Source organism: Affinundibacterium seohonense (assembly GCF_014284305.1).
GTDB lineage: Bacteria > Pseudomonadota > Gammaproteobacteria > Burkholderiales > Burkholderiaceae_D > Undibacterium > Undibacterium seohonense.
This window is the reverse complement of the sequence record NZ_JACOFW010000013.1, coordinates 42,130-68,529: the sequence shown is the minus strand read 5'-3', so window position 1 is coordinate 68,529 and position 26,400 is coordinate 42,130. Positions and strand designations below refer to the sequence as shown.

Below are 26,400 nucleotides of genomic sequence, written 5' to 3'. Positions count from 1 at the left end.
AAAAACCAGTAGAATCACGCGAATTACTTTCCGCGCATCACTTTTAAGACCAACCCGCCATTTTACCCTATGTCAGCAAGCGCACCTACTCAGCCTGCCAGCAAGAAGAAAGCTGCTCCCGCCAAGCCTGTGCGCTTGGAAGACAAATTTGCCAAACTAGGTCTGCGTTCTGACATGGATTTCGTTCTGCATTTACCGATGCGCTACGAAGATGAGACGGAAGTCGTGTCCATGCGCGATGCCGGTTTTCGTGGTGGTAGCTCGGTGCAAGTCGAAGGTGAAGTCACCGAATGTGATATTCAATATCGACCACGTCGTCAACTCGTGGTCACGATTAGCGACAATACCGGACAAGTTGTCCTACGCTTTTTAAATTTTTACGGCAGCCAAATCAAACAGATGGCAGTCGGCATGCGAGTCAGAGCTCGCGGTGAGCTTCGCCACGGTTTTTTCGGTGCGGAGATGGTACATCCAACCTATAAAATGGTGAATGAAGGTGCGGCATTACCCACCTCATTGACACCGGTGTATCACGCTGGCGACGGTGTCTCGCAAACCATGCTGCGCAAAGCCATTACTAGTGCGCTCAATAAAGTGCGATGGTACGACACGCTCTCCCCTGCTCTACTGCAGGAAATGGGCTTGCAAGATTTTGAATCGGCAGTGAAGTTACTACACAATCCGCCGCCGGATGTTGATCAGTATGCCTTGCTGGAACACGAGCATCCAGCTTGGGAACGTATGAAGTTCGATGAGCTACTAGCGCAACAGTTATCACTCAAACGGGCACAAGCCTCACGACGTTCTCAAGGTGCGACCGCGCTGCCTATCGTTGGGACATTGACGCACGCTTTCTTAGCGACTTTGCCTTTCAAACTAACGGGAGCCCAAGAACGCGTCTTGGAAGAAATTCGCGCCGATCTTAAACAAGAGTTTCCCATGCAAAGATTATTGCAGGGCGACGTCGGTAGCGGCAAAACCATAGTCGCCGCGCTCGCCGCCACGCAAGCAATTGACAGCGGCTATCAAGCAGCTTTGATGGCACCGACCGAGATTTTGGCGGAACAACATTTTCGTAAAGTCGCGGGCTGGCTAGAACCTCTAGGCGTAAAAACAGCGTGGCTGACCGGTAGTTTAAAGAAGAAAGAGAAAGAACAAGCAAACGCCCTCATCGCTTCCGGTGAAGCACAACTGGTGATTGGCACCCACGCGCTGATTCAAGACAGTGTGCAATTTGCTAAATTGGGTTTAGTCATCGTCGATGAACAACATCGCTTCGGTGTGGCGCAAAGACTCACGCTACGTAACAAAGCTGAAGCCGGCAAAACTCCACATCAACTAATGATGTCAGCAACACCGATTCCACGTACTCTGGCGATGACCTACTACGCGGATCTTGAAGTGTCAGTGATCGATGAACTGCCGCCAGGACGCACACCCATCGTTACGCGCGTGGTCGATCAGAATCGCCGTGATGAAGTGATAGAACGCGTACACGCCGCAGCGCAAGAAGGCAAACAAGTATATTGGGTCTGCCCGCTGATCGAAGAATCCGAAGCCCTGCAATTACAAACTGCAACAGACACACACGCGATGCTCAGTGCCGCTTTGCCTGACTGTCGAGTTGGTCTAGTACACGGCAAACTCAAGCCCACTGAGAAGCAGATCGTGATGGATGCCTTCACTCGCAATGAAGTACAAGTCTTGGTAGCAACGACCGTGATTGAGGTCGGCGTCGATGTGCCGAATGCGAGCCTGATGGTGATCGAACATGCTGAACGCTTTGGTCTGTCCCAGTTACACCAATTGCGTGGTCGTGTTGGTCGCGGTGCGGCTGCCAGCGTTTGCTTATTGCTGTATCAGGGCCCGCTCGGTCACACCGCCAAACAACGCTTACTGACTATGCGTGAAAGTACGGATGGTTTTGAAATTGCCCGAAAAGATTTAGAACTACGCGGCCCGGGTGAATTTTTAGGGGCACGGCAATCAGGCGAAGCACTGCTACGTTTTGCCAATCTGGAGAAAGACCAATATTTAGTTGAGAAAGCCCGCAATCTGGCGGTGCAGTTATTGGCACATGATATGCCGACTGTCGAAGCGCATTTGCAGCGATGGATGGGCCATAGAGAAGAATTTTTAAGAGTTTAGTGATTGATCCATATCAGCTAGATGAGTTTCTCGAAAAATTTCCAAACTCTCTGGGTATCTTTTCAGTTATCTTATCGCTTATGCATTTTGGTAGCGAGATGATGGTGGAGGCATTTCTTGATTGCTCAAGGCTTCGCATCCACAAAGCAACATCGTCGATTGGTCGCTTGTAGAATACAGGAGTGCCAAAAAAAGTTTCAACGTTAACTTTGATTTCCACCTTATTTTCAATGTAGTCAAACAGGAGTCCACATGAGTTTAGATTTTTCAGGTCGCGTTGCTATCGTTACTGGTGCTGGTGGTGGTCTTGGTCGTGAACACGCTTTGGCACTTGCCAAACGTGGCGCCAAAGTCGTTGTCAATGATCTTGGTGGTGCACGAGATGGATCAGGCGGCTCGGCAACGGCCGCACAAGTGGTGGTCGATGAAATCATTGCGGCTGGCGGTGAAGCCATCACGAACAGTGCCTCCGTAACCGACTTTGCGGCAGTTCAGGCGATGGTGCAGGAGACGCTGGAAAAATGGGGGCGCATCGATATACTGATCAACAACGCCGGTATTTTGCGTGACAAATCTTTCGGTAAAATGGAGCTCGATGATTTTAAATTAGTTATCGACGTGCACCTGATGGGCAGCGTAAATTGTTGTAAGGCGGTATGGCCTATCATGACAGCACAAAATTATGGTCGCATCATGATGACAACCTCGTCATCTGGTCTGTACGGCAATTTCGGCCAATCTAATTATGGCGCAGCTAAAATGGCCTTAGTCGGCCTAATGCAAACCCTATCAATCGAAGGCGCGAAACACGATATCCGCGTCAACGCACTAGCACCAACCGCGGCAACCCGCATGACCAATGGTCTATATCCAGAAGCCATGCTCAATGCGATACAAGCAAGCGATGTGGTACCAGCCATGTTGGTATTGGCCGCGCAAGATGCACCAAATCGCACAATTTTATGCGCGGGTGGTGGTAGTTTTGAGGCGGCGCATATCAGCTTAACCAAGGGCGTTTATTTAGGACGCGGCGATGACATTGATGAACAGCTGATGGCGCATCTGCAAGATGTCAAAAACAGTGAAGGCCAAATCGTTCCTGAAAATGGCATGGCGCAGGGGCATCATGAGATTATGGCGGCGATGAATCAAGCTGAGTAGCCTGCTGTTCAACGTTACATTCTTGAAAGTGCCGTGAACTGGTTTTAGCCCCTAGCCTTTAAAGGCATCGATATCTACGTAAGTTAAATAAACAGCAAAGTCCATTCACTGTCACTCCTACGTAGGCAGGAGTCCAGCGTCGTTTTGTTGAACAACGAAAGACGCTAGATTCCTGCCTACGCAGGAATGACAAGTCTTGCTCAGACTTTGACTTTGACTTACAAAAGCATACCCTAACTGCGATTGGGAAATCCGTTCCAAAAGCGAATACTAAGGCCAAATAAATCAACTTTGTTCATCAGTATCCAGACCTGGCACAACAACTGGCGCAATCCCCGCCAATGCCAATTCACAGCTATTCAAAGCCCCTTCAATAAAGCCCTGATAATCCGAATACGCTTCGCCGACAATGTGCACGTTCTTGGCACCCGAGCCAAAATCAAAAGCCTTAAACGCCTCCATTACACGCCACGATCGCACGCCTGGTTGCCAGCCATGATTAGCAGCGCCATACGGTGCGCGTGCCCAGTCACGGATGCCGTAGGTCAAAATCGAATTTTTGATATAAGCGGTTGATTCATCCACGGATTGATGGCTGAACAAATCTTTTGATTGTGCCGTCAAATGTAAGCCTGCGGCTGGGTTATCGGGGGTGTTTACGACACGATGTACATCGCGAGCGATGAACAGAGAAAAGGCATCGACGATATTCACATTTTGATCAATCTCTGCACGATCGTGTTTGTACGGCTCGGTCAGATAATGCTTCCAAAATTCGGTCGTCGGTCTATCCATATACAACAAGATCATGCCGTGACCATCGTGATCCGCATCGGGGGCGCGGCGGAAATAATGAATCTCGCGGGTCGGCATACAATTTGCGTATTGTTGCGGACGCTGATCGTAATCCCACCAAGGTTTATCGGTAACGAAAAAGACTTTCAACATCGGAAAACCATTCACGCTATCGAGTTGTTCGCTGATATGCATTGGTAAAGAATTCGCTAGCTTCAATAAAGGTAATCGGGGCAGGGCCAAAATTAATCGATCCGTTTGCAATTGTATGGTGCCGTTTTCGGTAGCGACATCAACCTCGATGCGTTTCTGACCTAAACCTACTGGGCGGAAGGATAACAAACTGTGCGCGCCCGCCGAAGTGACATTCGGATGACTACGCAAGCGCCCCAATAATCGCTCAGTGAGTCGGGCAGAACCACCGGCGATACTAGCCAGTTGTTGACCGACTGTTTTTAAAGCGCGCAGCCACCAAATAATCCATTCAATCGCATTCAGATTTTCTGGAATCATGTGATAAAAAGTACCTGTATCGCGCAGCTTCACTAAGGCTCTATGGCTCAATACACCCTGACTCGACAAGGCATTCCAAAAACCCATATTCCATAAAGGCTGACCACGCAATTGCGCGTGCTTACGCATTTGATTGAAATCTTGTTCCGTCAAACTATCTATCCAAGCCTGATCATTGGGGTCACGTCCCATCACTAGCATAATGCCGCGTTTCAAAAGTTGCAGCGAATTTAGTCCTTGTTCTTCTGGTGACAAATCTTGATCAGGCATCACCATTTCTTCCGCGCTGGGTCCGGAAAAATCCACCAAATCAACACCAAGACTGGCGCACAATTGGGCGAAGCGTGGTTGCAAGGTCGGCTCAAAACGCATGGGGCCGTATTCAGCGATGAAGCCGTCCATCTCCTCCGTTTCGATGCGCCCGCCCCAACGGTCTGCCGAACCCTCCAAAATCAAAACTGGATGCCCAGCATCGGCCAATTGCATTGCGCAGTAGAGACCGGAAACACCGCCGCCTGCGATGATGATGGGTAATATTGTCATTTATTATTTCCTGAGATGATCTTGATGGCGGCATTATAAATCGTCGCACAATAAAAAAACCGCCAAACATTTCTGATTAGCGGTTTTGATTTCAAGCTCTTTCGACTTAATCCATACTCACTTCCTTACGATTATCTTTCGACACGCGATCAATCATCTTATTGTATGGATCGACACCGACTTCAAACGGTTTGTCTTTCACCGTGATCGTGACGCTCGGTGCGTTACCTTGCAACACACGTTTTTCGATGAAGAGAACTTTCTCATCTTTTTCCTTAGCACCCGGAGCGCGGGAGAAGATAGCAATCTCGACGGCTTCGTCATAAGTACGCAGCGTTTCTTTACCTTTGCCATCGACTTCGATTTTTGCCAGATGTAATTTCATCGTCACATCCCACTGTCCATCAGCACGCTTCACTGCTTTCGCTTCTGTCACGCGATTATCGTAAAACACGATTTTTTCAAACATATCTGCAATCAAAGCGTGCTTTTCTTGCGGTGCTTCTTCGCTGATGTAGGCCAATAATTCTTTGGTCGTGGTGTACGGTGCTTGTTGATAGGCTTTGTCTTGCAAAAAGCGTTTCAAAGCGCGATTCAAAGCATCTTCACCGATCTCATCGCGCAAACGATAGAAAATCAGACTGCCCTTTTGATAATGAATATACTGCTGACCTTCAACCCGTGCTAGTGGCTGCTCTTCAATCAATTCACCACCACGACCGCGTAAGTAGCCATCGAGCTCATACTTCAAGAAACGGCGCATTTTATCTTTGCCGTATTCTTTTTCCATAACCATTAAGGCGAAGTATTGCGATAGTGATTCCATCAAGACAGTCGACCCTTGCATATTCGCACCGATGACCTGATGTCCCCACCACTGATGCGCCATTTCATGCGCCGTCACGTAAAACACATGGTCAATATCCTCTTTATCTCGCAAGTCCGCGATGAAGCCCAAGGATTCGGAGTAAGGAATCGTATTCGCAAAGGATTGCGCAAAACCAGCATAGCGAGGAAACTCCAAAATCCGCACTTGTTGATGCTGATAAGGTGTGAAATTGGCCGTGTAGTAATCCAAGGATTTTTTCGTGCTTTCTATCATGCGATCAACATTGTAAGCATGCTTTTTGTCGTAATAGATCTCAATCGGCAGGCCTTTCCAATCACCTTTTTTAACTTCCCAACGCGCCGACAAAAATGCGAAAAATGGCATCATCGGTCTATCCATTTTGTATTGGAAATAGCGACGACCTTGATCTTCCCAAGTTTTTTGCAGATACCCTGGCGCCATGGCGATTTGATCTGAGGAAGTTGAAATGGTGGTTTCAAAATTGATCCAATCAGCTTCACTACCCAAAGCGTGGTACGCACGCGCTGCTTCATCTTCCAATTTAGGCATACGTTCAGGCTCGCCCAAACCACGTTTTCTACGCTCATTGCGGTCACGCATTTCAAGGTCGGAGGCATACCCAAACTGTGGGAAGAACTCACGATTATTGAAGAAACTACCATTCAAATTCACCGTATTCGCCGCACCACTATTGGTAAAGCCGGGGTTTTCAACTGTCGTGACGAAATCCAAAGCTAGGCTATCACCGGCAGCAAGCGCTTGTTTGAGTTTGACAATACTAAAACCCAGTTTTTTGTCATCCAACACCAACTCATGTGCAGGTAAATTTTCCCATTCGGTTTTTACGCGTGTATTGAGTTGAATACGCAAAGTATCTTGAGGTAGAGCAGATTTATTCTGCAATACATAATGCCCATTGATCACCACTCTGCGCTGCTCAGGATAAATATCAACATTCGCTTTCACATCGGTCAAACGTGGATGTGGCAAGTTCTTATATTGCTTGTACTTTTTCTCGTACTCGGCGTTTTCATCCAAACCGGCAGACTTGGTTTGGTACTGATTCAACACATTGGTGTTATAGAAAATCCAGCCACCAGTAAAGACAAAGGCGGTCAAAGTCAGAGCCAATGCAAGACCAGCTTTGCTATTGAGTTTCACAAACGCCAAACGCACGCGAACCTTCCATTCCTGCGACAAGCCGCGTACCCAGAATGCTTGCGCCAAAATCAGCAACGCAACCGTAAACAAACTCCAATACAGCGTGAACCACGACCACCCATAGAGGAAATGCCCATAACCATTCATATCAGAATAAGGCGTCGCTGGCATGCCTGCAAAATTGTAAAGATTGTGATCCAAATCCAAACTGCCAAATACAATTTGTGAAATCAACACCAGAATCATCACCAAGTAACCAATGAATTTATTGTTCGTCAGCACCTGCAAAACCAAGGCAAGTAAACCAAGCAAGATAAAGCCGCTCGCCCCAAGCAAAATACCTTTCACATACAAAGCCAATTCAATCGGTGCGCCACCTTTAACTAATTGCATCAAGATGCCAGCGATTGCGCCAGCACCAAGAAAACTTAAAATCACGGCAATCAAAGCAGCCGATTTGGCTAACAAAGGCACCCAGTTCGGCACAGGCATAGCATCTACCACATCGGCAATTTTCACTTGACGCTCTTTGAATATCAGCTCACCCGCATAAAAGGTAATGATGATGATCAACATAAAATTGAAACTACCCGCCAGTACCGACAGCATATTCGTGGTCACGGGATACACCGTGGTGCCGAACATCGCACCAGACTGACTGGCGCTACCAAGAAAATTGACGATACCAAACAGCAGCATGACCAGAAAAGGCACACTCTTAAACACGGCTTTCGCATCGAATTTGAGAATATTCCAAAATTGCGTCCATGCTGTTGCAGTACCGCTGTCTTGCTGGACTTTTGGCAAGCTAACTTTGGCTAACTGAGGTGTCGCCAAACTGCTCGCTGCTTCAGCTTTCGCCTTACCAAACCAACGGCGACCAGTACCAGCACGCTGCGGTTTAAACAGAACTAATGTCAGCGCTAACAATGCCAAGCCAATACCCGCCCACAACAATCGATTCACTAGCAGATAACTATCGAGTGCAGGCAAAATCGAATTCGATTCCGCGGTCGAGAAGTAACGCACCATACGGCCATATGCACGCAGACCAAATGGATCTAGCAAAACTGCACTCCACTCATTGCTGATGTCGCGCGTGAAAGAACCGGCCACTAACCACAACACAAAAAAACCGATCACGCCCACATACACCATCATCATGGAGCGGGTGGTTGCTGCCAATAACATCAGCAAAGCACCGATAAACAAGAGATTAGGAAGCACAAAAACCAACAATCCCCAAACGAAAGGCTGAAGCGTGAATGCCCCGACTCTAGCGCTATCTACCCACGGCATATAGGGACCAATCAGCAGTCCCAAAATCACGAATAAAAAAATCACCAAACAAGCCACCAAACCAGCGACGAAACGACCAATCAAATAGTCGCGCTTACGCATAGGCGTCGCGAATAGCATGTCGGAGATACCAATCTCTGCATCACGCAAGACCGCACCCGCGATAAAGATAGTGACGACGAACATCGACAACACACTGAAGACACCCAAAAATTGGGCAATCACGGTTGGGGCATTGCGATTGACGTTCCCGACCGCACCACCGACGGTGATCGCATCGCTACTCGCTGCACCAAAAGCGAGCGCACCAAAAATCAAGGCGATCACCCACAGCAAAGGCTGTTTGAGTTGAAATCGCAAATCAAATTTAAAGAATTCAAACCACATAGCGAGCTCCTTAAACTGAGAGCGCTGGGGCGCTATTTTGTGATTTGCGCAATTGCAGGAAATACACATCCTCTAAATTCGCTTCCACTTGACGGAAACCATCGTCAGGCTGGGTTTCTGAATACACATTAATTTGTGGTTTGCCAGCAACCAGACGGGTCGTCAACACGGTGAATTTTTCCAAATAACCTGGCAGTGCTTCTTTGCTGACACTGCAACGCCAGACTTTGTTTTGTAAAGTCTCAATGGCAGCCTGAGGTTCGCCGTGAACCAAAACCTGTCCTTTGGCGATCATCGCCATGCGTGGGCACAAATCGGTCACGTCTTCTACGATATGCGTCGATAGAATGACGACAACTTGTTCACCAATTTCAGATAGCAAATTCAAAAAACGATTACGTTCATCGGGATCGAGACCCGCTGTTGGTTCATCCACGATCACTAATTTGGGCGAACCCAATAAGGCTTGGGCAATACCGAAACGCTGGCGCATACCGCCCGAGTAGGTTCCCAATCCACGTTTACGTGCTTCCCACAAATTCGTTTGACGTAGTAAGCCCTCTACCGATTGTTTACGATCAGCTTTATTGGTGATGCCTTTCAAGACCGCAAAGTGATTGAGTAAATCTTCGGCCGACACTTTTGGATAAACGCCAAAGTCTTGCGGCAAATAGCCTAATTGACGGCGCAGTTCCTCTTTATTGTTCAATACATCCAAGCCATTAAAGTGAATCGAGCCACTATCTGGCTCCTGCAGAGTCGCAATCGTGCGCATCAAGGAAGATTTACCTGCACCATTAGGTCCTAACAAACCAAATAGTCCATTCGGAATTTCCAAATTCACATTATTCGTTGCATGCACGCCATTGGCGTAAGTTTTATTTAAATTTTTAATCGACAGCATGAGGTAAGCTCCTAAGTGTAAAACTCCAACAATTAACAATTTAGCGATGAAAATTTTGCTATGACATACCATGCAAAATATACATGACAATGCAATCAATTAGTTTAAATGCGATCAAGCCGCAAATTCCTGTCACCAAAGCCCAAAATCGTGCATGAATTGAAATCACCATTAAGAGCATCGTCCCGCACTCATGACGGGAAACTGTAAACTGATGTCTTGTTTTGTCAGCTCTATCGCAAAAACTTCGCACCTTTCAAAATGATGGAATACTGCTAGCCATTCAATTACCTTGCCAAACTTGGAAAGATACTGCGCCCACTCTTATGTCGACTTTAGAAAAAAATCCCATCACGCCAGACCAGCCTTTACCTGGAAAACTGATCGATAAGCTAGGTAGTTGGTCGGTGAAAGCGCAGCATTACCCAGTCTTTAGTCAAACCTGGTTCCGCTATCGTGCGCTGGGTTTTACGGCGCCCTTGGGAGTATTGGCATTGATCATGCTAATCATTTCGGTCATCGTTGCGAACGAGAAAATACAGTCTCCCGAAGCAGAAAGACCTTTCCTAATGTTTCTTGTTCTCTATTTGGGAATCGCCTTGAATTTATTAGGAGGACGCTGGCTCGCGACACAAGTCAAAAAGAGACAATGGCAAAAGAAAAATGAAATGTTAGGCATTGCCAGTGGCCTTATCTTAGGCATCGCCCTTTCACTCGTGATTGTCGAGTCGGCAGATCGCTTAGTCGACAAAAAAATGAAAAAAACCAGTCCTGAAACCAAGGAAAAACTTCATGAGCTCAGCAAAAGTAATGAGGTAAAAATGGGAATAGTTATCACGGCTGAACAGGAACGCGATGTCAATATCGCCAATATCATGCTGTGGATTGTATTATTAAGTTGGTGGGGTGGCGTACTCGACTTTCGCACTTATCTTAAGCAAAGACGAGAGCTCGAAGAGGCCAGTATCCAAGAAAAACTGGATCAATACAAAAACGAACGCAATCAAGCGCAGATGCGCCTGTCGGTTCTCGCCAGCCAAGTCGAACCGCATTTTTTATTCAATACTTTGTCCGGTGTACGCGCCGCCATGCTCAGCGATCCAGCCCGTGGTGTGGCGATCATTGACCATCTGGTCGATTATTTACGTTCGACTATTCCACAAATGCGCAGTGATGGCAACTTGATGCTCAGCAGTGTCGATAATCAATTCAATTCAGTACGTGCATATTTGGGCGTGATTCATATGCGGATTCCACGTCTAAGCTTTAGCGTCGAATGTCCACCCGACCTAATGGATTGTGCGGTACCACCTTTGATGTTGATCAGCCTCGTCGAGAATGCGGTGAAACACGGGATAGAGCCAAAAAAAGGGCCAGTACATATTGCCGTCAAAGCTAGCAAGATCCCTATGAATGATCACACCGATGGTGAGCAATTATGTTTAAGTGTGGAAGACAATGGGGTCGGCTTTGGTCACAGTACTTCTGGCTCTGGCATAGGGCTAAACAATATCCGCGAACGTCTAAAACACTTGTATGCCGGTGATGCTAGTCTTGAACTAAGTATGCGTGAAGAAGGCGGTATTGTTGCCCGCATACTTTTACCACTGACACGCTGCGACAAACATTCGTCTTAACTTAGCCATTGATTTTAAAGGAATAACTATGCCAACCGCCATCATCGCCGACGACGAAGATTTACAGCGCTCCGATCTGCAGCGCATGTTGCATCTAGTTTGGCCAGAACTAGAGATCGTCGCTACCTGTGAGGACGGTGGCGATGCCTTAGATGCCATCGCTAAACACCAAGCCGATATCGCTTTCTTAGACATCCGTATGCCAGAATTAAGTGGGCTTGATGTTGCACGTGCCAGTGATGGTAAATGCCGAGTCGTGTTTACCACCGCTTACGATAATCATGCGATCGAGGCATTTAAACTGGGGGCGATTGATTATTTACTGAAACCGATTACTGAGGAACGCTTACAACACACGGTTTCGCGTATCAAGGAACAGCTCAGCGCCGGCACCACGCCGAACGATTTAATGCAAGTGATGGCAGCACTTGACCAACGTCTACGTGAGCCACAAGAAACGGAAAGAATACGTTGGATCAGTGCCAACTCGGGCAATACGATTAAGCTTTTTTCTATCGAAGACATCTTGTTCTTCGAATCTGATTTGCGCTACACGCGCGTGGTCAGCGCTGAAGATGAAGGTCACATACGCACCTCGATCAAAGAATTGCAGAAAGGCTTAGCGCCTGATCAATTCTGGCAAATCCATCGTAGCACTATGGTCAATCCTCGGGCGATTGCCCGCGCACGCCGGGATGAAATGGGCAATATTCTGGTCGAACTCAAAAACCATCCTGAACAACTCAAAGTCAGTCAGACCTATGCTTGGCGCTTTAAAGGTATGTGATGAGAGCATGTGATCTCTTGTGCCAAGCAATCACAATACAATTTTTTCTAGAAACGCCAACAAGATTCCCTCCAATTTCACATCACCAAATCGGGGATTCAATCCTTCATTCCTGACATTCAACCGATAGTGGAGTGTCAGCATGGATTGGCTACTAAGATCAGATCTCAACCCCATCGTTGATTTTAGGAGATATTTATGTTCGCGAAGAAAGTTCTATTTGGAATTATTATCATTGTTGTCCTCTTATCCGTCAGTATCAATGGCAGTTTTGCCGTCGAGCATTCCATGGAAATCACTCATGCATTAGATAAGGCATCAAGTAAGACATCATCAACAACTACCCCACGCTTAAGTGACGAACAGATTCGACAAGTTCTGGTACAGCGAATTGATGATTGGCACATCGGTGTTGGTATCGTTGTCGGCATCGTCAGTCCGGAAGGTCGGCGTATCATTTCCTATGGTAAAACTGGGCAAGAAAATGGAAGCACTGTCGATCAAAAAACTGTCTTTGAAATCGGCTCAATTACGAAAGTCTTTACTTCACTACTACTCACGGACATGATTGCGCGTGGCGAGGTAAAGCTGGACGATCCTGTGGCAAAATATTTACCGAGTGATGTCAAAGTTCCAGAACGCGACGGCAAGAAAATTACCTTAAGAGATCTTGCCCAACAGGTCTCAGGGCTTCCTCGTCTACCTTCCAATTTAGCACCCAAAGATGGAAATAATCCCTATAACGACTACAGTACCGAACAACTATTTCAGTTTCTCTCTAACTACCAACTAACGCGAGCAATTGGCTCACAATATGAGTACTCAAATCTCGGTGTCGGATTATTGGGCGAAGCCTTGGCGCGACGTGCTGGGAAGGACTACGCCAGCTTGGTAAATGAGCGAATATTCAATGTGTTGAAAATGTCGAGTTCCAACATCAATACAACAACAGATATGCAGCGACGTCTCGCAGTTGGTCACAATGCCAAATTGCAAGCGGTACCAAGTTGGACTTGGAAGTCCCAAGCTTTAGCAGGTGCAGGTGGCTTAAGATCCGATATGGATGACCTGCTTAATTTCATGGCGGCGCATGCTGGACTCTCTTCATCTCCGTTAAAGGCAGCAATGAAGCAGATGCTGGCAAAGCCTGTTACAACGGGCAATCCCAATTTGGATATAGCGTTGGGTTGGCATATTCTTAAACACAAAGATGGCAGCAAACTGGTCTGGCACAATGGAGGCACCGGTGGCTATCGTAGTTTCGCGGGATTCAATCCAAAAACAAAAACAGCAGTCGTCGTGCTTTCCAATGTGGGCGATGAAAAAGGAGTGGATGACTTAGGACGTCATATCCTCGACACGCGCTACGAATTAATGGAGAAACCGCAGGCTGCACGTCAACCCACAGAAATAAAAATTGATCCCAAAACCTACACAAGCTTTGTCGGAAATTATCAACTTGACGTAGGTCCTATCATTAAAATCACCCAAGAAGGTGATGCGTTGTTTGCGCAACAGGATAATATGCCAAAAGAACAGATTTTTGCAGAAGATGCGAGAAAATTTTTCTCCAAACTTCAGGATGCACAAATTAGTTTTGATGCCGATATCAACGGAAAATCGCCGAGTTTATTAGTCCACGTAGTACAAGGCACTTTTCCGGGGAAGCGAGTAGAAGAGCTCCTAGCAAGTGCTGAAAAAGCAAGCATAAAAAAGGAAAGCTCGGCGCCCATCACGAGTAAGGCTTTTGATCAATATGTCGGAAAATATCAACTAGCTCCCAGCTTCATTATTAGCTTGTATCGTCAAGACGATCGTTACTTTGCACAAGCGACGAATCAGCCTCCATTCGAAATGGCAGCGCAAGATAAAACACATTTTGATCTTCCCGCTGTGAATGCGAAAATCACCATCAATCTTGATTCATCGGATAAAGCAATTAGTTTGACTTTGCATCAAGGTGGCGCTAATCAAGTCGCCAAGCGCATAGAATAAACTATGCTAGCCCGCATATTTCTTTAGTCACTCGTGAATGCTGGAAAAATATGCGGGCTAGCACTGAAGATAAGGTGAATAATCCAATGACGTTCTGGCCGCGAGGGTATACTTTGCCGCGGTACGAACATTTACTGTTTTATTTGCTTTTATCAACATAATTTCATCAACCAGCCCCCCAAAAATAAATCTGAGCGATTGTCTTAAGCAAGCAAAGCAAACAAGTTCGCTTACTGTTTTATGACCCACAAACCGATGACGATGAAAAAACTCGACCAACCTATTCCACCCCAAGCACTTAACAAAATTGGAAACTGGATAACGAAAGCGGATCGTTACCCTATTTATTCACCTACGTGGTTTCGCTATCGTTGTTATCGCTACGCCGTCATGCTGGCTGTGCTGGGATTCTTTATGCTGCTCGTTTTCCTTTCCCAGTCTGAAGCAGTTTATATGCGTCCTTACTTCGTTTTTCTGGGAGTGGCAATCCAATTACTTGCTGCTCGTTGGATAGCAGTTCGGATTTGTCTTTCGGCCATTAGTGACAAAACTAAACTCCTATTAATCATTATCACGACCTGCGCTGGCATTTTTGGTGGTTTAATCGTACACAATCTACCTCATCCAAATCCCCTGGGTTACTACCTACCAGCAACGACCTTCCTGCCAGAAGCCTATCTTGAATTTCGAGATGGAAAGATGCGTGCGAAGGTACCTCAACTAAAGCAAGTCGAAAAAATCGAATCACAAGATACCTCTGAGGAAATTCCGTTCTACCCAACTTCGCTCGGCGCAATCATCTATTTTCTCTTGATGTGTTATTGGGGGGGTGTCTTAGATGTTTGGCGTTACTTCAAACAAAAGCCGATTATCGAACTCGCTTTCAGAGAAGAAGAAATAGCGCGTTACAAAAGTGAACGCAATCTAGCAGAACTAAAACTATCCGTTTTAGCTAGCCAGGTTGAACCCCATTTTTTGTTTAATACCTTAACGGGTGTACGTTCTGCCATGGTCAATGACCCAGAACGAGGCTTTCAAATGATTGATCATCTAGTCGACTATCTACGCGCAACCATTCCCCGCTTGCGTTCCGACGGAACCAGCAGCGTCACTAGCGTAGAAAGTCAATTAGAGATCGCCAGAGCGTACTTAGAAGTCATGAGCTTACGGCTACAACGTCTGAGCTATTCGATTGACTGTCCTGAGCATCTACGAAACGCAAAGATGCCGCCATTGATGTTGATCTCCTTGGTAGAAAATGCGATTAAACATGGCATTGAGCCGAAAAAAGGTAATGTCAATGTACGCATAGAGGTGAGAGAACATCATCACGAAGACCAGCATCGTATGTCGGTTAGCGTAACTGACGATGGCGTGGGTTTTGGGATGAAGAGCACAGGAAGTGGCATCGGACTAAGTAACATACGTGAACGTCTTGAACAAATGTATGGCGAACAAGCGGAACTCCAAATCAGCGCAGGTGATATTAATGGCTTGGTTGCAACGATTTGTTTTCCGATGACTCCCCAAGAACATGTGAATCTGAAGGAAGGACTGTAAATGCCACGCGCTATTATTGCTGATGACGAAGATCTTGCCTTGCTTGAGCTCAAACAATTACTAGCGGTCGCTTGGCCTAGTTTAGAGGTGGTTGCAGAATGCACCGATGGCGGCGAGGCCATTGAAACCATAGTCAAACATGAGCCCGATATCGCATTCCTCGATATCCGCATGCCCGCATTGAGCGGCCTCGATGTCGCACGCATCACCGCAGGAAAATGCCGCATCATTTTTACGACAGCTTTCGACTCTTTTGCGATTGAGGCATTTAATCTTGGGGCGATTGACTATCTACTCAAGCCGATCAAAGCAAGTCGCTTGGAGCAAACGATAGTCAGACTACGCGAACAATTCGAGAACAATAGCGCGCTGCCACAAAGCGATATCTTACGCATGATGATCGAACTGGAAGAGCGCCTGAAAGAATCAAAGGCAAAAGAGCAGATTCGCTGGATCAGCGCCAGTATAGGGAAAACGATCAAAATAATTCGTGTTGAAGAAGTTCTATTTTTCGAAGCTGATGCGCGGTACATCCGCGTCGTGACAGAAAAAGACGACGCCATTATTCGAACGCCACTCAAGGAGTTACAACTGAGCCTCGACAGTGAGCAGTTCTGGCAAATTTCCCGCAGTGTGATCGTTAATGTCAACGCACTCGACAAGGCGACACGAGATGAGCTTGGAAATATTATCATCAGTCTACGCAAGCGAAGCGAAATATTTAAGGTGAGCCCATCTTACGTTTGGCGTTTTAAAGGGATGTAAATCTCTTCAAAGCGGTGGTTTGCTTCACTGCTGTTTCAATTCTGCCAAGGCTCATTGCCCCGCACGTGGGATCTGATCCCACTACGATCGGGCAAAATAATCATTTTCATTATCAACATGCCCTTCCTACCCTAGTACCCTAGAAGCGATAACTGAGTTCGCAAGTGTTTCAATTCACTTTAAAGACCTGAGCTCTCGTGTCTTTCAAAGTAAACCATATCGCGCAGACATCATTAGCACCATTGCCCCGAAAAAATCACAATATTGCGTCGATTCGAATTTTGTATGAGCCAGTTTGCGTTGTTATTCCGCATTAGTCAGTAGGGAAGATCAAAACTAGTTTGTTTTTATCTCCAGCACATTTTGCACGGGGCATGGCGGTCTATCCCCCCATCAAAATGTATCGACAACAGCATCCATTTAGAGGGCTTTATATGAAACCAATGAAACTGATCAACTCATCATTACATCATTCTCTTTTGCGCGGTATGTTTATCGCTATATGCGTCTTAAGCATGAACACATCCGCTTTTGCCGAGAAGATTCCAGGCGTGGCCTTCGATGCCAATTTCAAACCAGCTGAACGCGCCAGTTCCATGTTGAAGCTTGTCAATTCACATGGCACTGGCTTGGGCGATATTAAACGTGCGGCCATTAGCTCATTTCAAGTGCAGTTCGTGACCTCTGGTGCAGCCAGTGCCAGCTCTTATGAAATTGGCAAACCCGGGCGCGCTAGTGTGAGTTCGATGATCAAGTTAGTGGGGTTGGAACCCACCGACTTTCAAGCAATCACTGACCAACTGCATGCACAATTTATGCGAGATCTGAGTGCGATGAAGATCGACGTCGTTCCTCATGAACAAGTTCTGGCGGCGCAAGCCTATCAAAAAATGGCCGCCAGTGGCAAACCTTCACCCACAGAAACCAGAACCAAAGATACCTGGTCTAGCGTGTATGCCCCAGCTGGCTTGGCCGTGTATGGCGTAGGCTCAAGCAGCACGGCGATTTCCCTACTAGCAGGTTTTACTGCAATGAGTGACGTGATGAATACCATGTCCGGCAATTTGGAACTGGCAAAGGAACTAGACGCCAATCTCGTCACGGTACGTTTGGTCGTGAACTTCGTCGATACCAAAAGCAGCGATAGCAGCTGGTTTAGTCGCAGTTCAGGTGAGGCAAAAGTTTCCTGGGAATTCGGTCCTTCGGTCGCAGCGGGTGAATCTACGATGAGTATTAGTAGCCCAACGCAGAATATGACGATGACTTTACAAGCGCCGCTTCTCATCGATGGTAGCGCTTTTAAAGAAATTAAAGATACAACATCGGTGGCTGGCAATGTGGGACTCGCTTTACTCTCACTCGCCATCGGCGGTGGCAACAGCGCGACGGCGGTTTCTAAAGACGCCATTGCGGATCCTGAAAAATATCGGACGCTCGTCAGTGCGGGTGTCGGTGCAGTAAGAGAAATGTTTATGGAGCGTCTGCGCGTTGGAAAATGATGCGCACTATTTCTCACATCCTTCACTTTTCTCAACTGTTTGACTTATCCAATTAGGAACGATCATGCCACAAAACGCCACGTTGATATGCGCTACGATACCCGAACCAAGCAGCTACAAAGCTAGGCAAACGCTACCCTTAGTCAGTTGCTTGTTATTAGCATCAAGCTTGATTTACACACCTTATTCAAACGCACAAACCGAACAACAAAAAAGGCAAACTGCGGAATACAAGCGACTGAGCGAAGCAACCCAAAGAGCTTTTGCGATTCCAAATCGTCCTGCGCCAGTAATTAACTACACCAATAAGGCGACGGGTAACGCAAACTCGAGCAGCAAGCAAAGTAATAGCAGCGGCAATAATAGTGCGTCAAGTTTTGATACTGGCTCAGAGAATTTTAGCTGGGCAGACACTAGCCACATCAATCGACAAAGGGAAGCAGGTGCCAGAAATGATGCTCTGGTTTCGGCCTTTGAAGCCAAGCTAGAGAGAATGGAAAAGCTCATCAAACAAAGGAATCTAACTAAGAGTAAAGAAAATTATCAAGCGCTGTTTACTTGTGCGATAGATGCAGGTTTGGATCAATATACGGCAGGCAGAATGCTGGGTTTCGACGCCGATGAATACCAAGCGATGCTGGATCGCCAAGCCAGCAAAAATCCTAAAGCCTCCAGTCTGTTTGAAGGTAGCAGCAAAAGTAAATGTGATGGCGAATGCAAAGAAACCCTCTACTACAAAGATAAATCTGGGCGCTACCTCGGCAATACGGAAGGCGGCAGGCCGCACGGTAAAGGCGTGTTAACGCTATCGAATGGCGATCAATTTATCGGTACTTTTGTCGAAGGCACTTTACAAGGCGATATCGTCTTGCGCTTTGCGGATGGAAATGTATATGAGGGTGGCTTCTACCGCACTGAATTTTTCGGACAAGGAAAGTTTAAGTGGACGAATGGAGATGTTGATGAGGGAACTTTTAAAAACAATAAATTGAATGGCTTAGCAAAACTATTCAGAAAAAAATACAACATCACTGGTTTTTATAAAGATGGTGTGGCCGAGACCAGAGGAGAACGGCTGATTGAATTTCCAAGCGGGTTCAAAAAAATCATCAACTATAGTGATCCAACACAGTCAAAGCTAATGTGGGCAGAAGGCACGAAGTTCACTGGCACATTTGATGAGCAAGGTGTAATGAAGAAAGGCACGCTGATTTATGCTAAAGGAGGTCGTTTCACAGGCGAATTTAAAAATGGTATCGAATACCGTGGCATTTACAGCGATGAAAAAGTCTCTTTTGAAGGAACCTTTCATGCCGATGGAAAAACCCTGTTGGTCGGACAAACCGTCGACAAAATCAACAAAACCATGTCCGAAAGTTTTCTTAATGCCGCAGGTCAAAAACATGGGTACCGAATTGATTACACCGCAAAACAAGGCATTAATGAAGCCCTCTATCTCGATGATAAAAATACCGGGCCGATTAAATTCACTAATAGCAACGGTGATTTATTGATCGGCACTACAGCACAGGCGCCGTATCAACTCTATGGTTTAGTAAAAAGTTCGAACAACAAAATGTCTTTGGGCGCGCTGACAAGCGGTGGTAAATGGATCACCCTACCGGAATCAGAGCGCGAGAATGTCATGCAAATTTTCAATGCCACCACTGAGGCCCTGGCGCAAGGACGCGCGGAGTATGAAGCTGCGATGAAACAATAGCGCAAGCGAGCCAGCATTGCCGATAAGTCGATTAAACGAGCCAACAACGTCAATGTCCTTGGCTCGTTTCATCCGGCGGGTACAAAATGTAAGTTTGAAGCCCTTGGGCTTCGTTCGTTAGCATCATCCTCGACTACTTCGTCGTCACAATCGCATTTGCTTCCGCCAACCATCCTTGTGCCGGTGCTTTTTGAAATAGTGCTGTGTTGACTTTCGCAAAGGCCAGCAATTCATTGGCAAATCGTCGTGCGGTTTTGGTCTCGCCTAATTGTTGATAGGTGGTCGCGGCACGCCATAAAGCCTCAGCGTTTTGTTGATAAGCGAACGCTGGCATGGTTTGTTGATTGCCCTTTGCATATTCTTCAATCGCCGTGGTAAAGGCGATCGCTGCGGGCTGCAATGCCTTACGCAAATATTCAGCTCTACCAATATGGGTATAAATACGCGCGAGTCGGACGCGTGCCGAAATATTGTTTAGATCTTTACTCATGATCTTTTGGGCGATGTCACGACTCTCATGTAGCGCCACCACGGCCTCATCAAGCCGATTCAAGTCAATATAAATTGTACCTTTGGCCGCCATCGCAGATTGTAAATGTCCGAGCAAGACCATGTTTTCCTGATCGATATCACGTAGCAGCATTTTTTTCACGCCGACGATTTCTTCCTCGGCTAAACGCAGCGCATTTGGATAGTCTTTTGCCGCATAGGCAACCCGATATCGGGTACGGACTAAGAACATTTCCATGTTGGGCAAGTTCTTATCATTTTCCAATCCGATGGACCAGCGTTTCAGTGCCTTTTCACCACGATCCAAGTATTGTTCCGCAGGCAAATTGGCATTGATCGCTGCCTGCGCTGTCGCGATATACGTGCGTGTCACGGAAAATGCGACTTCTTTATTATCAGGCGTAACTTGTAAGATTGTTTCGTAGCGCTTAGCGGCGTTTTCCATCGATTGAATTGCCGCCTGACTATTACCTTCTTGCGACAAGATAGAGCCGATTGCGGTTTCTAACTCCGCCATTTCTTGATTGGCGGCTAGATGATTGGGGTCTTTCTTCAACACGTTTTCTAATATGGCGTAAGCCTTTTTCCCGGTCAGATCGGCACCCACTTTATCTCCCAGATTAGGGAGATTACGACCATTGAACATGACATTCATTAATTGTCGATAACCACGTGCAATCTCCACTGACAAAGTCAGGTCGGCGTCAGCGTCTTTTGCCAAACTGTCTAAAAAACGAATACCATCAGCAGCGAGTTCTTTGAGAACGGGAGTCGACCCTCCCATTGATTCAATTCTTTCGTAATATTTGAAGATCAGACTATTTGCCAGTTGACGTACTTCGGTATAGCGAGCCTGCGTTTTTTGTTGCTGTTGTAGGGTACTCAATCCACCGATCATGGCCGCAGACAAAGCGACGACGCCCATCGCCGTGACAGCACGATTGCGGAGAATAAATTTACCGACTACATAATGCCAGGAGGGGCGTCTTGCCAAGATGGGTCGCTTCTCTAGCCAGCTCTGCAAATCATCATCGAGTTGCGCTACGGTTGCATAGCGTTCGCTACTTTTTTTGGCACAGGCTTTCAGTAAAATGCAATCGAGGTCGCCGCGCAAACTGTCTGCAAATTGACTCTGTTTCTCACGCGCCACAACGCTTGCGGCTCTCGGCGCATCTTCCAATATCACCTGCATTGCGGCGGCTGCATTACTCGCTTCGTTCGAGGCAATACGCTGATAAGGACTATCACCCGCCAACAATTCGTACATCAACAAGCCAAGGCTATACACGTCGGTCGTCACGCTCACTGGCAAACCGCGCACTTGCTCTGGACTGGCATAACGAGGACTGAACAAATGGCTCACATCTTGTGTCTGGCTAGCATCATCGTTACTCGCAGTGAGCATACGGGCAATGCCAAAGTCGAGCAATTTTGGTTCGCCTTGCATGTTCACCAAAATATTCGATGGTTTAATATCGCGATGAATAATCAAATGCTGATGTGCACTTTGCACAGCATCGCAAAGCTGGCGAATCAAACTCACTCTCGCTCGCAAATCCAAATGATGTTGCGTGCAATATCGATCGATGCTAACCCCATCAATGAATTCCATCACTAAATAGGACATCCCATCCGCGGTGGTGCCGCCATCGAGTAAGCGGGCAATGTTTGGATGACTTAATTCTGCTAAGGATTGCCGTTCAATTTGCATTCGTCTGACATCGGCCACGCTTTGGGTGGCACCGCGAATCAACTTAATGGCCACTTTTTGCTGATAAGCGCCATCAACCCGATCGGCCGCATACACAACACCCATGCCGCCACGCCCGATTTCCTCAGTAAGCGCATAGGCAGCGACACGCGTTCCTTTGAGCGAAGAAATGCCATGATCAAGATCGGATGCGGCAGTAATAGAGGCATCCCCCGTCAGAAGGGCCGCTGGCGTTTCGATAAAATTGGTTAGATTTTCAGCGTGTTTTAATAAGGCGAAAATTTCATCGCGGAGAAAATGATCATCGCCACATTTTTCTATCACAAAGGCGTTACGACTTTGTTCGGGTAAGCTTAAAGCATCCGCAAGGATGTCTTTAGCGCGCGTCCATAAATTCGCATTATTCATCATGTAGTAACCGTTTCAAAAATAGTTTAGCGGTGGACCATTCGCGTTTGATGGTCGCGATAGAAAGATTCATGATATCGGCAGTTTCTTCAATCGATAGGCCGCCGAAATAACGTAACTCGACGATTTTTGCTTGTCGCGCATCGATGGCTTCCAGCGCTTGCAAAGCGGTATTCAACTGTAGGACATCCAGACCTTCCTCAACCTGGCTTTCGATTTCTGGAATCGCGGAAGTGAGTGTTAGTTTGATCCAATCACCATCCCGCTTTTCCGCCTGACGAGCACGCGCGTGATCGATCAATACTTGGCGCATCACATTTGCCGCGATGCCAAAAAAATGTCCTCGTGTTTCCCATTGTGGATTCGATTTGGCTAATCGAATATAGGCTTCGTGCACCAATGCCGTTGCAGATAAGGTGTGATCGCTTCTCTCCTTGCGCATCTGCGATGAAGCAAGTTTCTGCAATTCGGCGTAGACGGCATGCACTTGGAGGTCAGTGGGAGTCGTGTTCAGATGTAGCATGTCATTAGCTCAGCAAAACTAAAAATGATGTCGTAAAAATACTTAATCATTATGGCATCAAATTTTAAGCAATGATTCTTTTTGTTTAAGAGATAAAGAAGCTAGGCAAATAAAATACGACTGTGCAAACGTCATCACTACACTTATTAAAAATTAATAACATAATAGTAGTGAGTCGCTCTCACGCCGTGGAGCTATTCCCAATAAACCGAATGTCGACATTCTTCCAACCTAAACATCGCCAAAATTTACCCATAGAATTGAGAAAATTCCAAAATGCCTGCTGACTTGTAGCGCAGTCTGTGCCACACTAAACGCATGACTCTCACAGAATTAAAATACATCGTTGCAGTTGCCCGCCAAAAGCATTTTGGTCACGCGGCAGAGGCTTGTTTTGTCGCACAACCGACGCTCTCAGTCGCCATCAAAAAACTAGAAGACGAATTAGGCGTGACTATATTTGAACGCGGTGGTACAGAAGTCTCTACCACACCACTTGGTGCACAGATCGTAGCGCAAGCCGAACGTGTCTTAGAACAAACTGCAGTCATTAAAGAGATTGCCAAACAAAACAAAGACCCACTAAACGGCCCTTTCCGTCTCGGCATTATCTACACCATAGGCCCCTATTTATTGCCTGGCCTGGTCAAGACTATGATCAATACCGTGCCGCAGATGCCACTCATCTTGCAAGAAAATTTCACTGTGAAACTGATGGAATTGCTGCGTCAAGGTGAACTCGATGCAGCGATCATGGCGTTGCCGCTACCAGATCACGGCATGATGGTGCAACCCTTATATGACGAGCCTTTTGTGGTTGCTATGCCAAAAGACCATCCTTGGGCAAACCGTGCATCCGTCTCTGCAGAAGAATTGAAATCCGAAACCATGCTCTTGCTCGGCAGCGGTCATTGTTTCCGCGATCAAGTTTTAGAAGTCTGTCCCGAAATGGCGCGCTTTTCCACTGCTAGTGATGGCATTGCCCGTACCTTTGAAGGCTCTTCTTTAGAGACCATACGCCACATGGTAGCCTCCGGCATTGGCATTACCGTATTACCGATGGCATCGGTGCCAGACTTACATACCAAAGACAGTATGCTGCGCTATGTCCCGTTTAGTAATCGTGCACCAGATCGACGTGTAGTGCTTGCTTGGCGCAAAAGCTTTACCCGCCATGCTGCTATTGAAGCAATACGTCAGGCAGTATTGAGCTGCGATTTATCTGGCGTCACCATGCTTGACGAGATCGCTGTCGCGCAATAATGCCATTGCCGAGACGCACCAGTCCGCTTAGATTATCTTTAGGGTGCCTCTAACAATTCAAAATTCTTCTCACGACGATACATCATGACGAAGTTTGGATTTTTATGGGTGCCCTTTATAATGCGTGTTCTTCACAAGCCTATGACTTAACGCATCTCATGAATTTTCTCCTGACTCGACTGGCTCTGTATTTCAAACTAATCCGCCTTGATAAACCTATCGGTATTTTGCTGTTACTGTGGCCTACCCTAAGTGCGTTGTGGATAGCCTCAGAAGGCAAACCATCGTGGCAACATCTACTGATTTTTTGCTTAGGAACTGCCTTGATGCGCTCGGCTGGTTGTGCGATTAATGATTATGCTGACCGCGATTTTGATAAGCATGTACAACGTACAGCCGAACGTCCACTGACCAGCGGCAAGATCAAATCATGGGAAGCGATCATGGTAGCCGTGGTCCTGGCTTTAGTGTCTTTCATCCTGATTTTGCCACTCAATACACTGACGAAGCAATTGTCGGTGGTTGCCGTCATCGTGGCAGGCTCTTATCCCTATTTCAAACGCTTTTTCGCGATACCACAAGCATATCTGGGAATCGCCTTTGGCTTTGGCATCCCCATGGCATTTGCGGCGGTGAACGATGCCATTCCCGCGCAAGCTTGGTGGCTACTACTCGCAAATGTGTTTTGGGCGATTGCCTACGACACGGAATATGCGATGGTCGATAGAGAAGATGATTTAAAAATAGGAATCAAGACTTCGGCGATCACCTTTGGCAGATGGGATGTTAGCGCCATCATGCTGAGCTACCTGATCTCATTGTTACTAATTCTGGCATGCGGTTTACAATTAGGCTTAGGCTGGCCTTTTGTCATTGGCATCATCGCCGCAGGCTTCATCGCGGCATATCATTACACCCTCATTAAAGATAGAGACCGGATGCGGTGTTTCGCTGCTTTTCGCCACAATAACTGGCTAGGCGCTGCAGTGTTTTTTGGGATTGCGATTGATTACTTGATGCGCTGATTTGCCTGCTTGATTCTTATTCGGCTAGATGGCAATATTTTGCGCTAACGCAAAACAAAATCCACTTTTCGTCTTAGACTATTTGTAGAAGTTCTATGTTCGTTGTTAGCGATTTTCACAAAGGGAAATATCATGAATTCTGTAGATCAACATAAAGCCAATCTGATGCGCGAACTCAATCAAGTTTTGAAAGATGCCGAAGAACTAATTAAAAATTCAGAACAACAAGCGGGTGATGGCTTTCAGAGTGCCAAAGATAAATTGGAAGCAACGCTGAAAAACGCCAAGCAAGAAATCCACCGCATCGAAGAAGTCGTGGTACAAAAAACTAAAGACGCAGCGCATGCCACTGACACCTATGTCCACGATAACCCATGGAAAACGGCCGGTATCGCCGCGGGCGTTGGTTTATTGGTGGGCTTACTCATTGCCAGAAACAAATAAGTTCCAATGGCAATCACTGATTCCATTGTCAGGCTAGGTGCCAGCCTGATCGAAACTATCCATACGCGGCTAGAGCTCGCTTCGCTTGAAATCGAAGAGGAGTTTGGTCGCTATGGCAGCTATTTCATCTGGTCCCTACTTGGACTATTTTGTGGCGTGGTGACGATTTTGCTCCTGATTTTGCTGGTGTTAATTTTGTTTTGGGATAGCCACCGCGAATTGGCTCTATTTGGATTGATTTCAACATTTGGCCTGGCTACCGTAGGCATCCTGTTGTATCTCAAAACAATGATCAAAAACAAACCTCGCTTGCTGGCCGCTACTCTGGGTGAGTTGCAAAGTGATTTGCAGGCATTGCGTCCAACGAATGCAAACCCGGCACAAAGTACCACAGCAAAATCTGGTAAAAACAGTGAAGCTGATCAAGATAGCGAAGGCTTTTAAGTCATGCTAAGCGAGCGCCAACAACAACGACAAGCCCGACGCCTAATCTTGATGGCACGCTGTCAACAACAACGGCAAGACCTGATCTGGCAAAGCTCCCAGCTACAGCATGAATTGCGCTTTGTGGAACTCGGCTTGCGTACAGCGCAAGTGCTACGTGCATCGCCCGTCATCGTCGCAGCCATCGCTGGAGCACTCATGATTATCAAACCACGCCGGGTGATGTGGATGTTGAAAACGGGATTGTCTAGCTGGCGTTTGTGGTTAAAATTTGCACCAATGTTGATGCCTTTGATTCCACTGTTACGACGGTGGAGGTTAGGCTCTCGAGAGTCGCAATAAAGAAAT

The 26,400-nt window shown here is 46.8% G+C and carries 19 protein-coding genes; 14 read left to right on the top strand and 5 right to left on the bottom strand.

The window, feature by feature from the left end; translation table 11 throughout:
• Positions 1–69 precede the first annotated feature (69 nt).
• Together recG and H8K52_RS12430 are read left to right on the top strand one after the other, a co-directional pair.
• Positions 70–2,148, top strand: a complete 2,079-nt coding sequence (gene recG / locus H8K52_RS12435) for an ATP-dependent DNA helicase RecG (RefSeq protein ID WP_186923229.1) — start codon at positions 70–72, stop codon at positions 2,146–2,148.
• A 252-nt stretch (positions 2,149–2,400) separates the two neighbouring features.
• Complete coding sequence (locus H8K52_RS12430) at positions 2,401–3,309, top strand: SDR family NAD(P)-dependent oxidoreductase (RefSeq protein ID WP_186923228.1); 909 nt, start codon at positions 2,401–2,403, stop codon at positions 3,307–3,309.
• A gap of 285 nt (positions 3,310–3,594) precedes the next feature.
• On the opposite strand, the gene H8K52_RS12425 is transcribed toward H8K52_RS12430, so the two are convergent.
• From H8K52_RS12425 to H8K52_RS12415, 3 genes are all read right to left on the bottom strand, one after another.
• A complete protein-coding gene (locus H8K52_RS12425; protein WP_186923227.1) occupies positions 3,595–5,160 on the bottom strand; it encodes a flavin monoamine oxidase family protein in 1,566 nt (521 codons plus the stop codon).
• Positions 5,161–5,266: 106 nt separating this feature from the next.
• Entirely contained in the window at positions 5,267–8,857 is a 3,591-nt protein-coding gene (locus H8K52_RS12420) for an ABC transporter permease/M1 family aminopeptidase (protein WP_186923226.1), read from the bottom strand.
• A 10-nt stretch (positions 8,858–8,867) separates the two neighbouring features.
• A complete protein-coding gene (locus tag H8K52_RS12415) occupies positions 8,868–9,761 on the bottom strand; it encodes an ABC transporter ATP-binding protein (protein ID WP_186923225.1) in 894 nt (297 codons plus the stop codon).
• Between the two features lie 326 nt (positions 9,762–10,087).
• Between H8K52_RS12415 and H8K52_RS12410 the strand changes: the two genes are divergently transcribed.
• The 7 genes from H8K52_RS12410 (at position 10,088) to H8K52_RS12380 (ending at position 19,724) form a co-directional block, all read left to right on the top strand.
• Positions 10,088–11,398, top strand: a complete 1,311-nt coding sequence (locus tag H8K52_RS12410) for a sensor histidine kinase (protein ID WP_186923224.1) — start codon at positions 10,088–10,090, stop codon at positions 11,396–11,398.
• Between the two features lie 28 nt (positions 11,399–11,426).
• Complete coding sequence (locus H8K52_RS12405) at positions 11,427–12,185, top strand: LytR/AlgR family response regulator transcription factor (protein ID WP_186923223.1); 759 nt, start codon at positions 11,427–11,429, stop codon at positions 12,183–12,185.
• A 198-nt stretch (positions 12,186–12,383) separates the two neighbouring features.
• Positions 12,384–14,180, top strand: a complete 1,797-nt coding sequence (locus tag H8K52_RS12400) for a serine hydrolase (protein WP_186923222.1) — start codon at positions 12,384–12,386, stop codon at positions 14,178–14,180.
• A 261-nt stretch (positions 14,181–14,441) separates the two neighbouring features.
• Entirely contained in the window at positions 14,442–15,740 is a 1,299-nt protein-coding gene (locus H8K52_RS12395) for a sensor histidine kinase (protein ID WP_186923221.1), read from the top strand.
• Positions 15,741–16,505, top strand: a complete 765-nt coding sequence (locus H8K52_RS12390; protein ID WP_186923220.1) for a LytR/AlgR family response regulator transcription factor — start codon at positions 15,741–15,743, stop codon at positions 16,503–16,505.
• Positions 16,506–17,020: 515 nt separating this feature from the next.
• Positions 17,021–18,004 (top strand): hypothetical protein, encoded by a 984-nt coding sequence (locus H8K52_RS12385; protein ID WP_186923219.1) that lies wholly within the window; start codon positions 17,021–17,023, stop codon positions 18,002–18,004.
• A 64-nt stretch (positions 18,005–18,068) separates the two neighbouring features.
• Entirely contained in the window at positions 18,069–19,724 is a 1,656-nt protein-coding gene (locus tag H8K52_RS12380; protein WP_186923218.1) for an MORN repeat-containing protein, read from the top strand.
• Between the two features lie 133 nt (positions 19,725–19,857).
• Here the strand turns inward: H8K52_RS12380 and H8K52_RS12375 are convergent, their stop codons facing one another.
• Complete coding sequence (locus H8K52_RS12375; protein ID WP_186923217.1) at positions 19,858–22,353, bottom strand: serine/threonine-protein kinase; 2,496 nt, start codon at positions 22,351–22,353, stop codon at positions 19,858–19,860.
• Entirely contained in the window at positions 22,346–22,876 is a 531-nt protein-coding gene (locus H8K52_RS12370; RefSeq protein WP_186923216.1) for an ECF-type sigma factor, read from the bottom strand. Before H8K52_RS12370 ends, H8K52_RS12375 begins: the two co-directional genes overlap by 8 nt.
• A 318-nt stretch (positions 22,877–23,194) precedes the next feature.
• Here H8K52_RS12370 and H8K52_RS12365 point away from each other — a divergent pair, with 318 nt between their 5' ends.
• The 5 genes from H8K52_RS12365 (at position 23,195) to H8K52_RS12345 (ending at position 26,394) form a co-directional block, all read left to right on the top strand.
• Entirely contained in the window at positions 23,195–24,139 is a 945-nt protein-coding gene (locus H8K52_RS12365; RefSeq protein ID WP_186923215.1) for a hydrogen peroxide-inducible genes activator, read from the top strand.
• Between the two features lie 170 nt (positions 24,140–24,309).
• Entirely contained in the window at positions 24,310–25,164 is an 855-nt protein-coding gene (gene ubiA / locus H8K52_RS12360; RefSeq protein ID WP_186923266.1) for a 4-hydroxybenzoate octaprenyltransferase, read from the top strand.
• Positions 25,165–25,296: 132 nt separating this feature from the next.
• Entirely contained in the window at positions 25,297–25,608 is a 312-nt protein-coding gene (locus tag H8K52_RS12355; protein WP_186923214.1) for an ElaB/YgaM/YqjD family protein, read from the top strand.
• A 6-nt stretch (positions 25,609–25,614) separates the two neighbouring features.
• Positions 25,615–26,052 carry a phage holin family protein gene (locus tag H8K52_RS12350; RefSeq protein ID WP_186923213.1) on the top strand — a complete coding sequence of 146 codons (438 nt, stop codon included), beginning with the start codon at positions 25,615–25,617 and terminating at the stop codon, positions 26,050–26,052.
• A gap of 3 nt (positions 26,053–26,055) precedes the next feature.
• Positions 26,056–26,394, top strand: a complete 339-nt coding sequence (locus H8K52_RS12345; protein ID WP_186923212.1) for a YqjK family protein — start codon at positions 26,056–26,058, stop codon at positions 26,392–26,394.
• The last annotated feature ends 6 nt before the right edge of the window (positions 26,395–26,400 follow it).

Bases quoted from the DNA above. Each gene is read 5' to 3' on its own strand.
- H8K52_RS12385 (WP_186923219.1), top strand. From the start codon at position 17,021: ATGAACACATCCGCTTTTGCCGAGAAGATTCCAGGCGTGGCCTTCGAT.
- H8K52_RS12415 (WP_186923225.1), bottom strand. From the start codon at position 9,761: ATGCTGTCGATTAAAAATTTAAATAAAACTTACGCCAATGGCGTGCAT.
- H8K52_RS12405 (WP_186923223.1), top strand. From the start codon at position 11,427: ATGCCAACCGCCATCATCGCCGACGACGAAGATTTACAGCGCTCCGAT.
- recG (WP_186923229.1), top strand. From the start codon at position 70: ATGTCAGCAAGCGCACCTACTCAGCCTGCCAGCAAGAAGAAAGCTGCT.
- H8K52_RS12395 (WP_186923221.1), top strand. From the start codon at position 14,442: ATGAAAAAACTCGACCAACCTATTCCACCCCAAGCACTTAACAAAATT.
- H8K52_RS12390 (WP_186923220.1), top strand. From the start codon at position 15,741: ATGCCACGCGCTATTATTGCTGATGACGAAGATCTTGCCTTGCTTGAG.
- H8K52_RS12430 (WP_186923228.1), top strand. From the start codon at position 2,401: ATGAGTTTAGATTTTTCAGGTCGCGTTGCTATCGTTACTGGTGCTGGT.
- H8K52_RS12425 (WP_186923227.1), bottom strand. From the start codon at position 5,160: ATGACAATATTACCCATCATCATCGCAGGCGGCGGTGTTTCCGGTCTC.
- H8K52_RS12380 (WP_186923218.1), top strand. From the start codon at position 18,069: ATGCCACAAAACGCCACGTTGATATGCGCTACGATACCCGAACCAAGC.
- H8K52_RS12375 (WP_186923217.1), bottom strand. From the start codon at position 22,353: ATGAATAATGCGAATTTATGGACGCGCGCTAAAGACATCCTTGCGGAT.
- H8K52_RS12420 (WP_186923226.1), bottom strand. From the start codon at position 8,857: ATGTGGTTTGAATTCTTTAAATTTGATTTGCGATTTCAACTCAAACAG.
- H8K52_RS12350 (WP_186923213.1), top strand. From the start codon at position 25,615: ATGGCAATCACTGATTCCATTGTCAGGCTAGGTGCCAGCCTGATCGAA.
- H8K52_RS12355 (WP_186923214.1), top strand. From the start codon at position 25,297: ATGAATTCTGTAGATCAACATAAAGCCAATCTGATGCGCGAACTCAAT.
- H8K52_RS12400 (WP_186923222.1), top strand. From the start codon at position 12,384: ATGTTCGCGAAGAAAGTTCTATTTGGAATTATTATCATTGTTGTCCTC.
- H8K52_RS12345 (WP_186923212.1), top strand. From the start codon at position 26,056: ATGCTAAGCGAGCGCCAACAACAACGACAAGCCCGACGCCTAATCTTG.
- H8K52_RS12370 (WP_186923216.1), bottom strand. From the start codon at position 22,876: ATGCTACATCTGAACACGACTCCCACTGACCTCCAAGTGCATGCCGTC.
- H8K52_RS12365 (WP_186923215.1), top strand. From the start codon at position 23,195: ATGACTCTCACAGAATTAAAATACATCGTTGCAGTTGCCCGCCAAAAG.
- H8K52_RS12410 (WP_186923224.1), top strand. From the start codon at position 10,088: ATGTCGACTTTAGAAAAAAATCCCATCACGCCAGACCAGCCTTTACCT.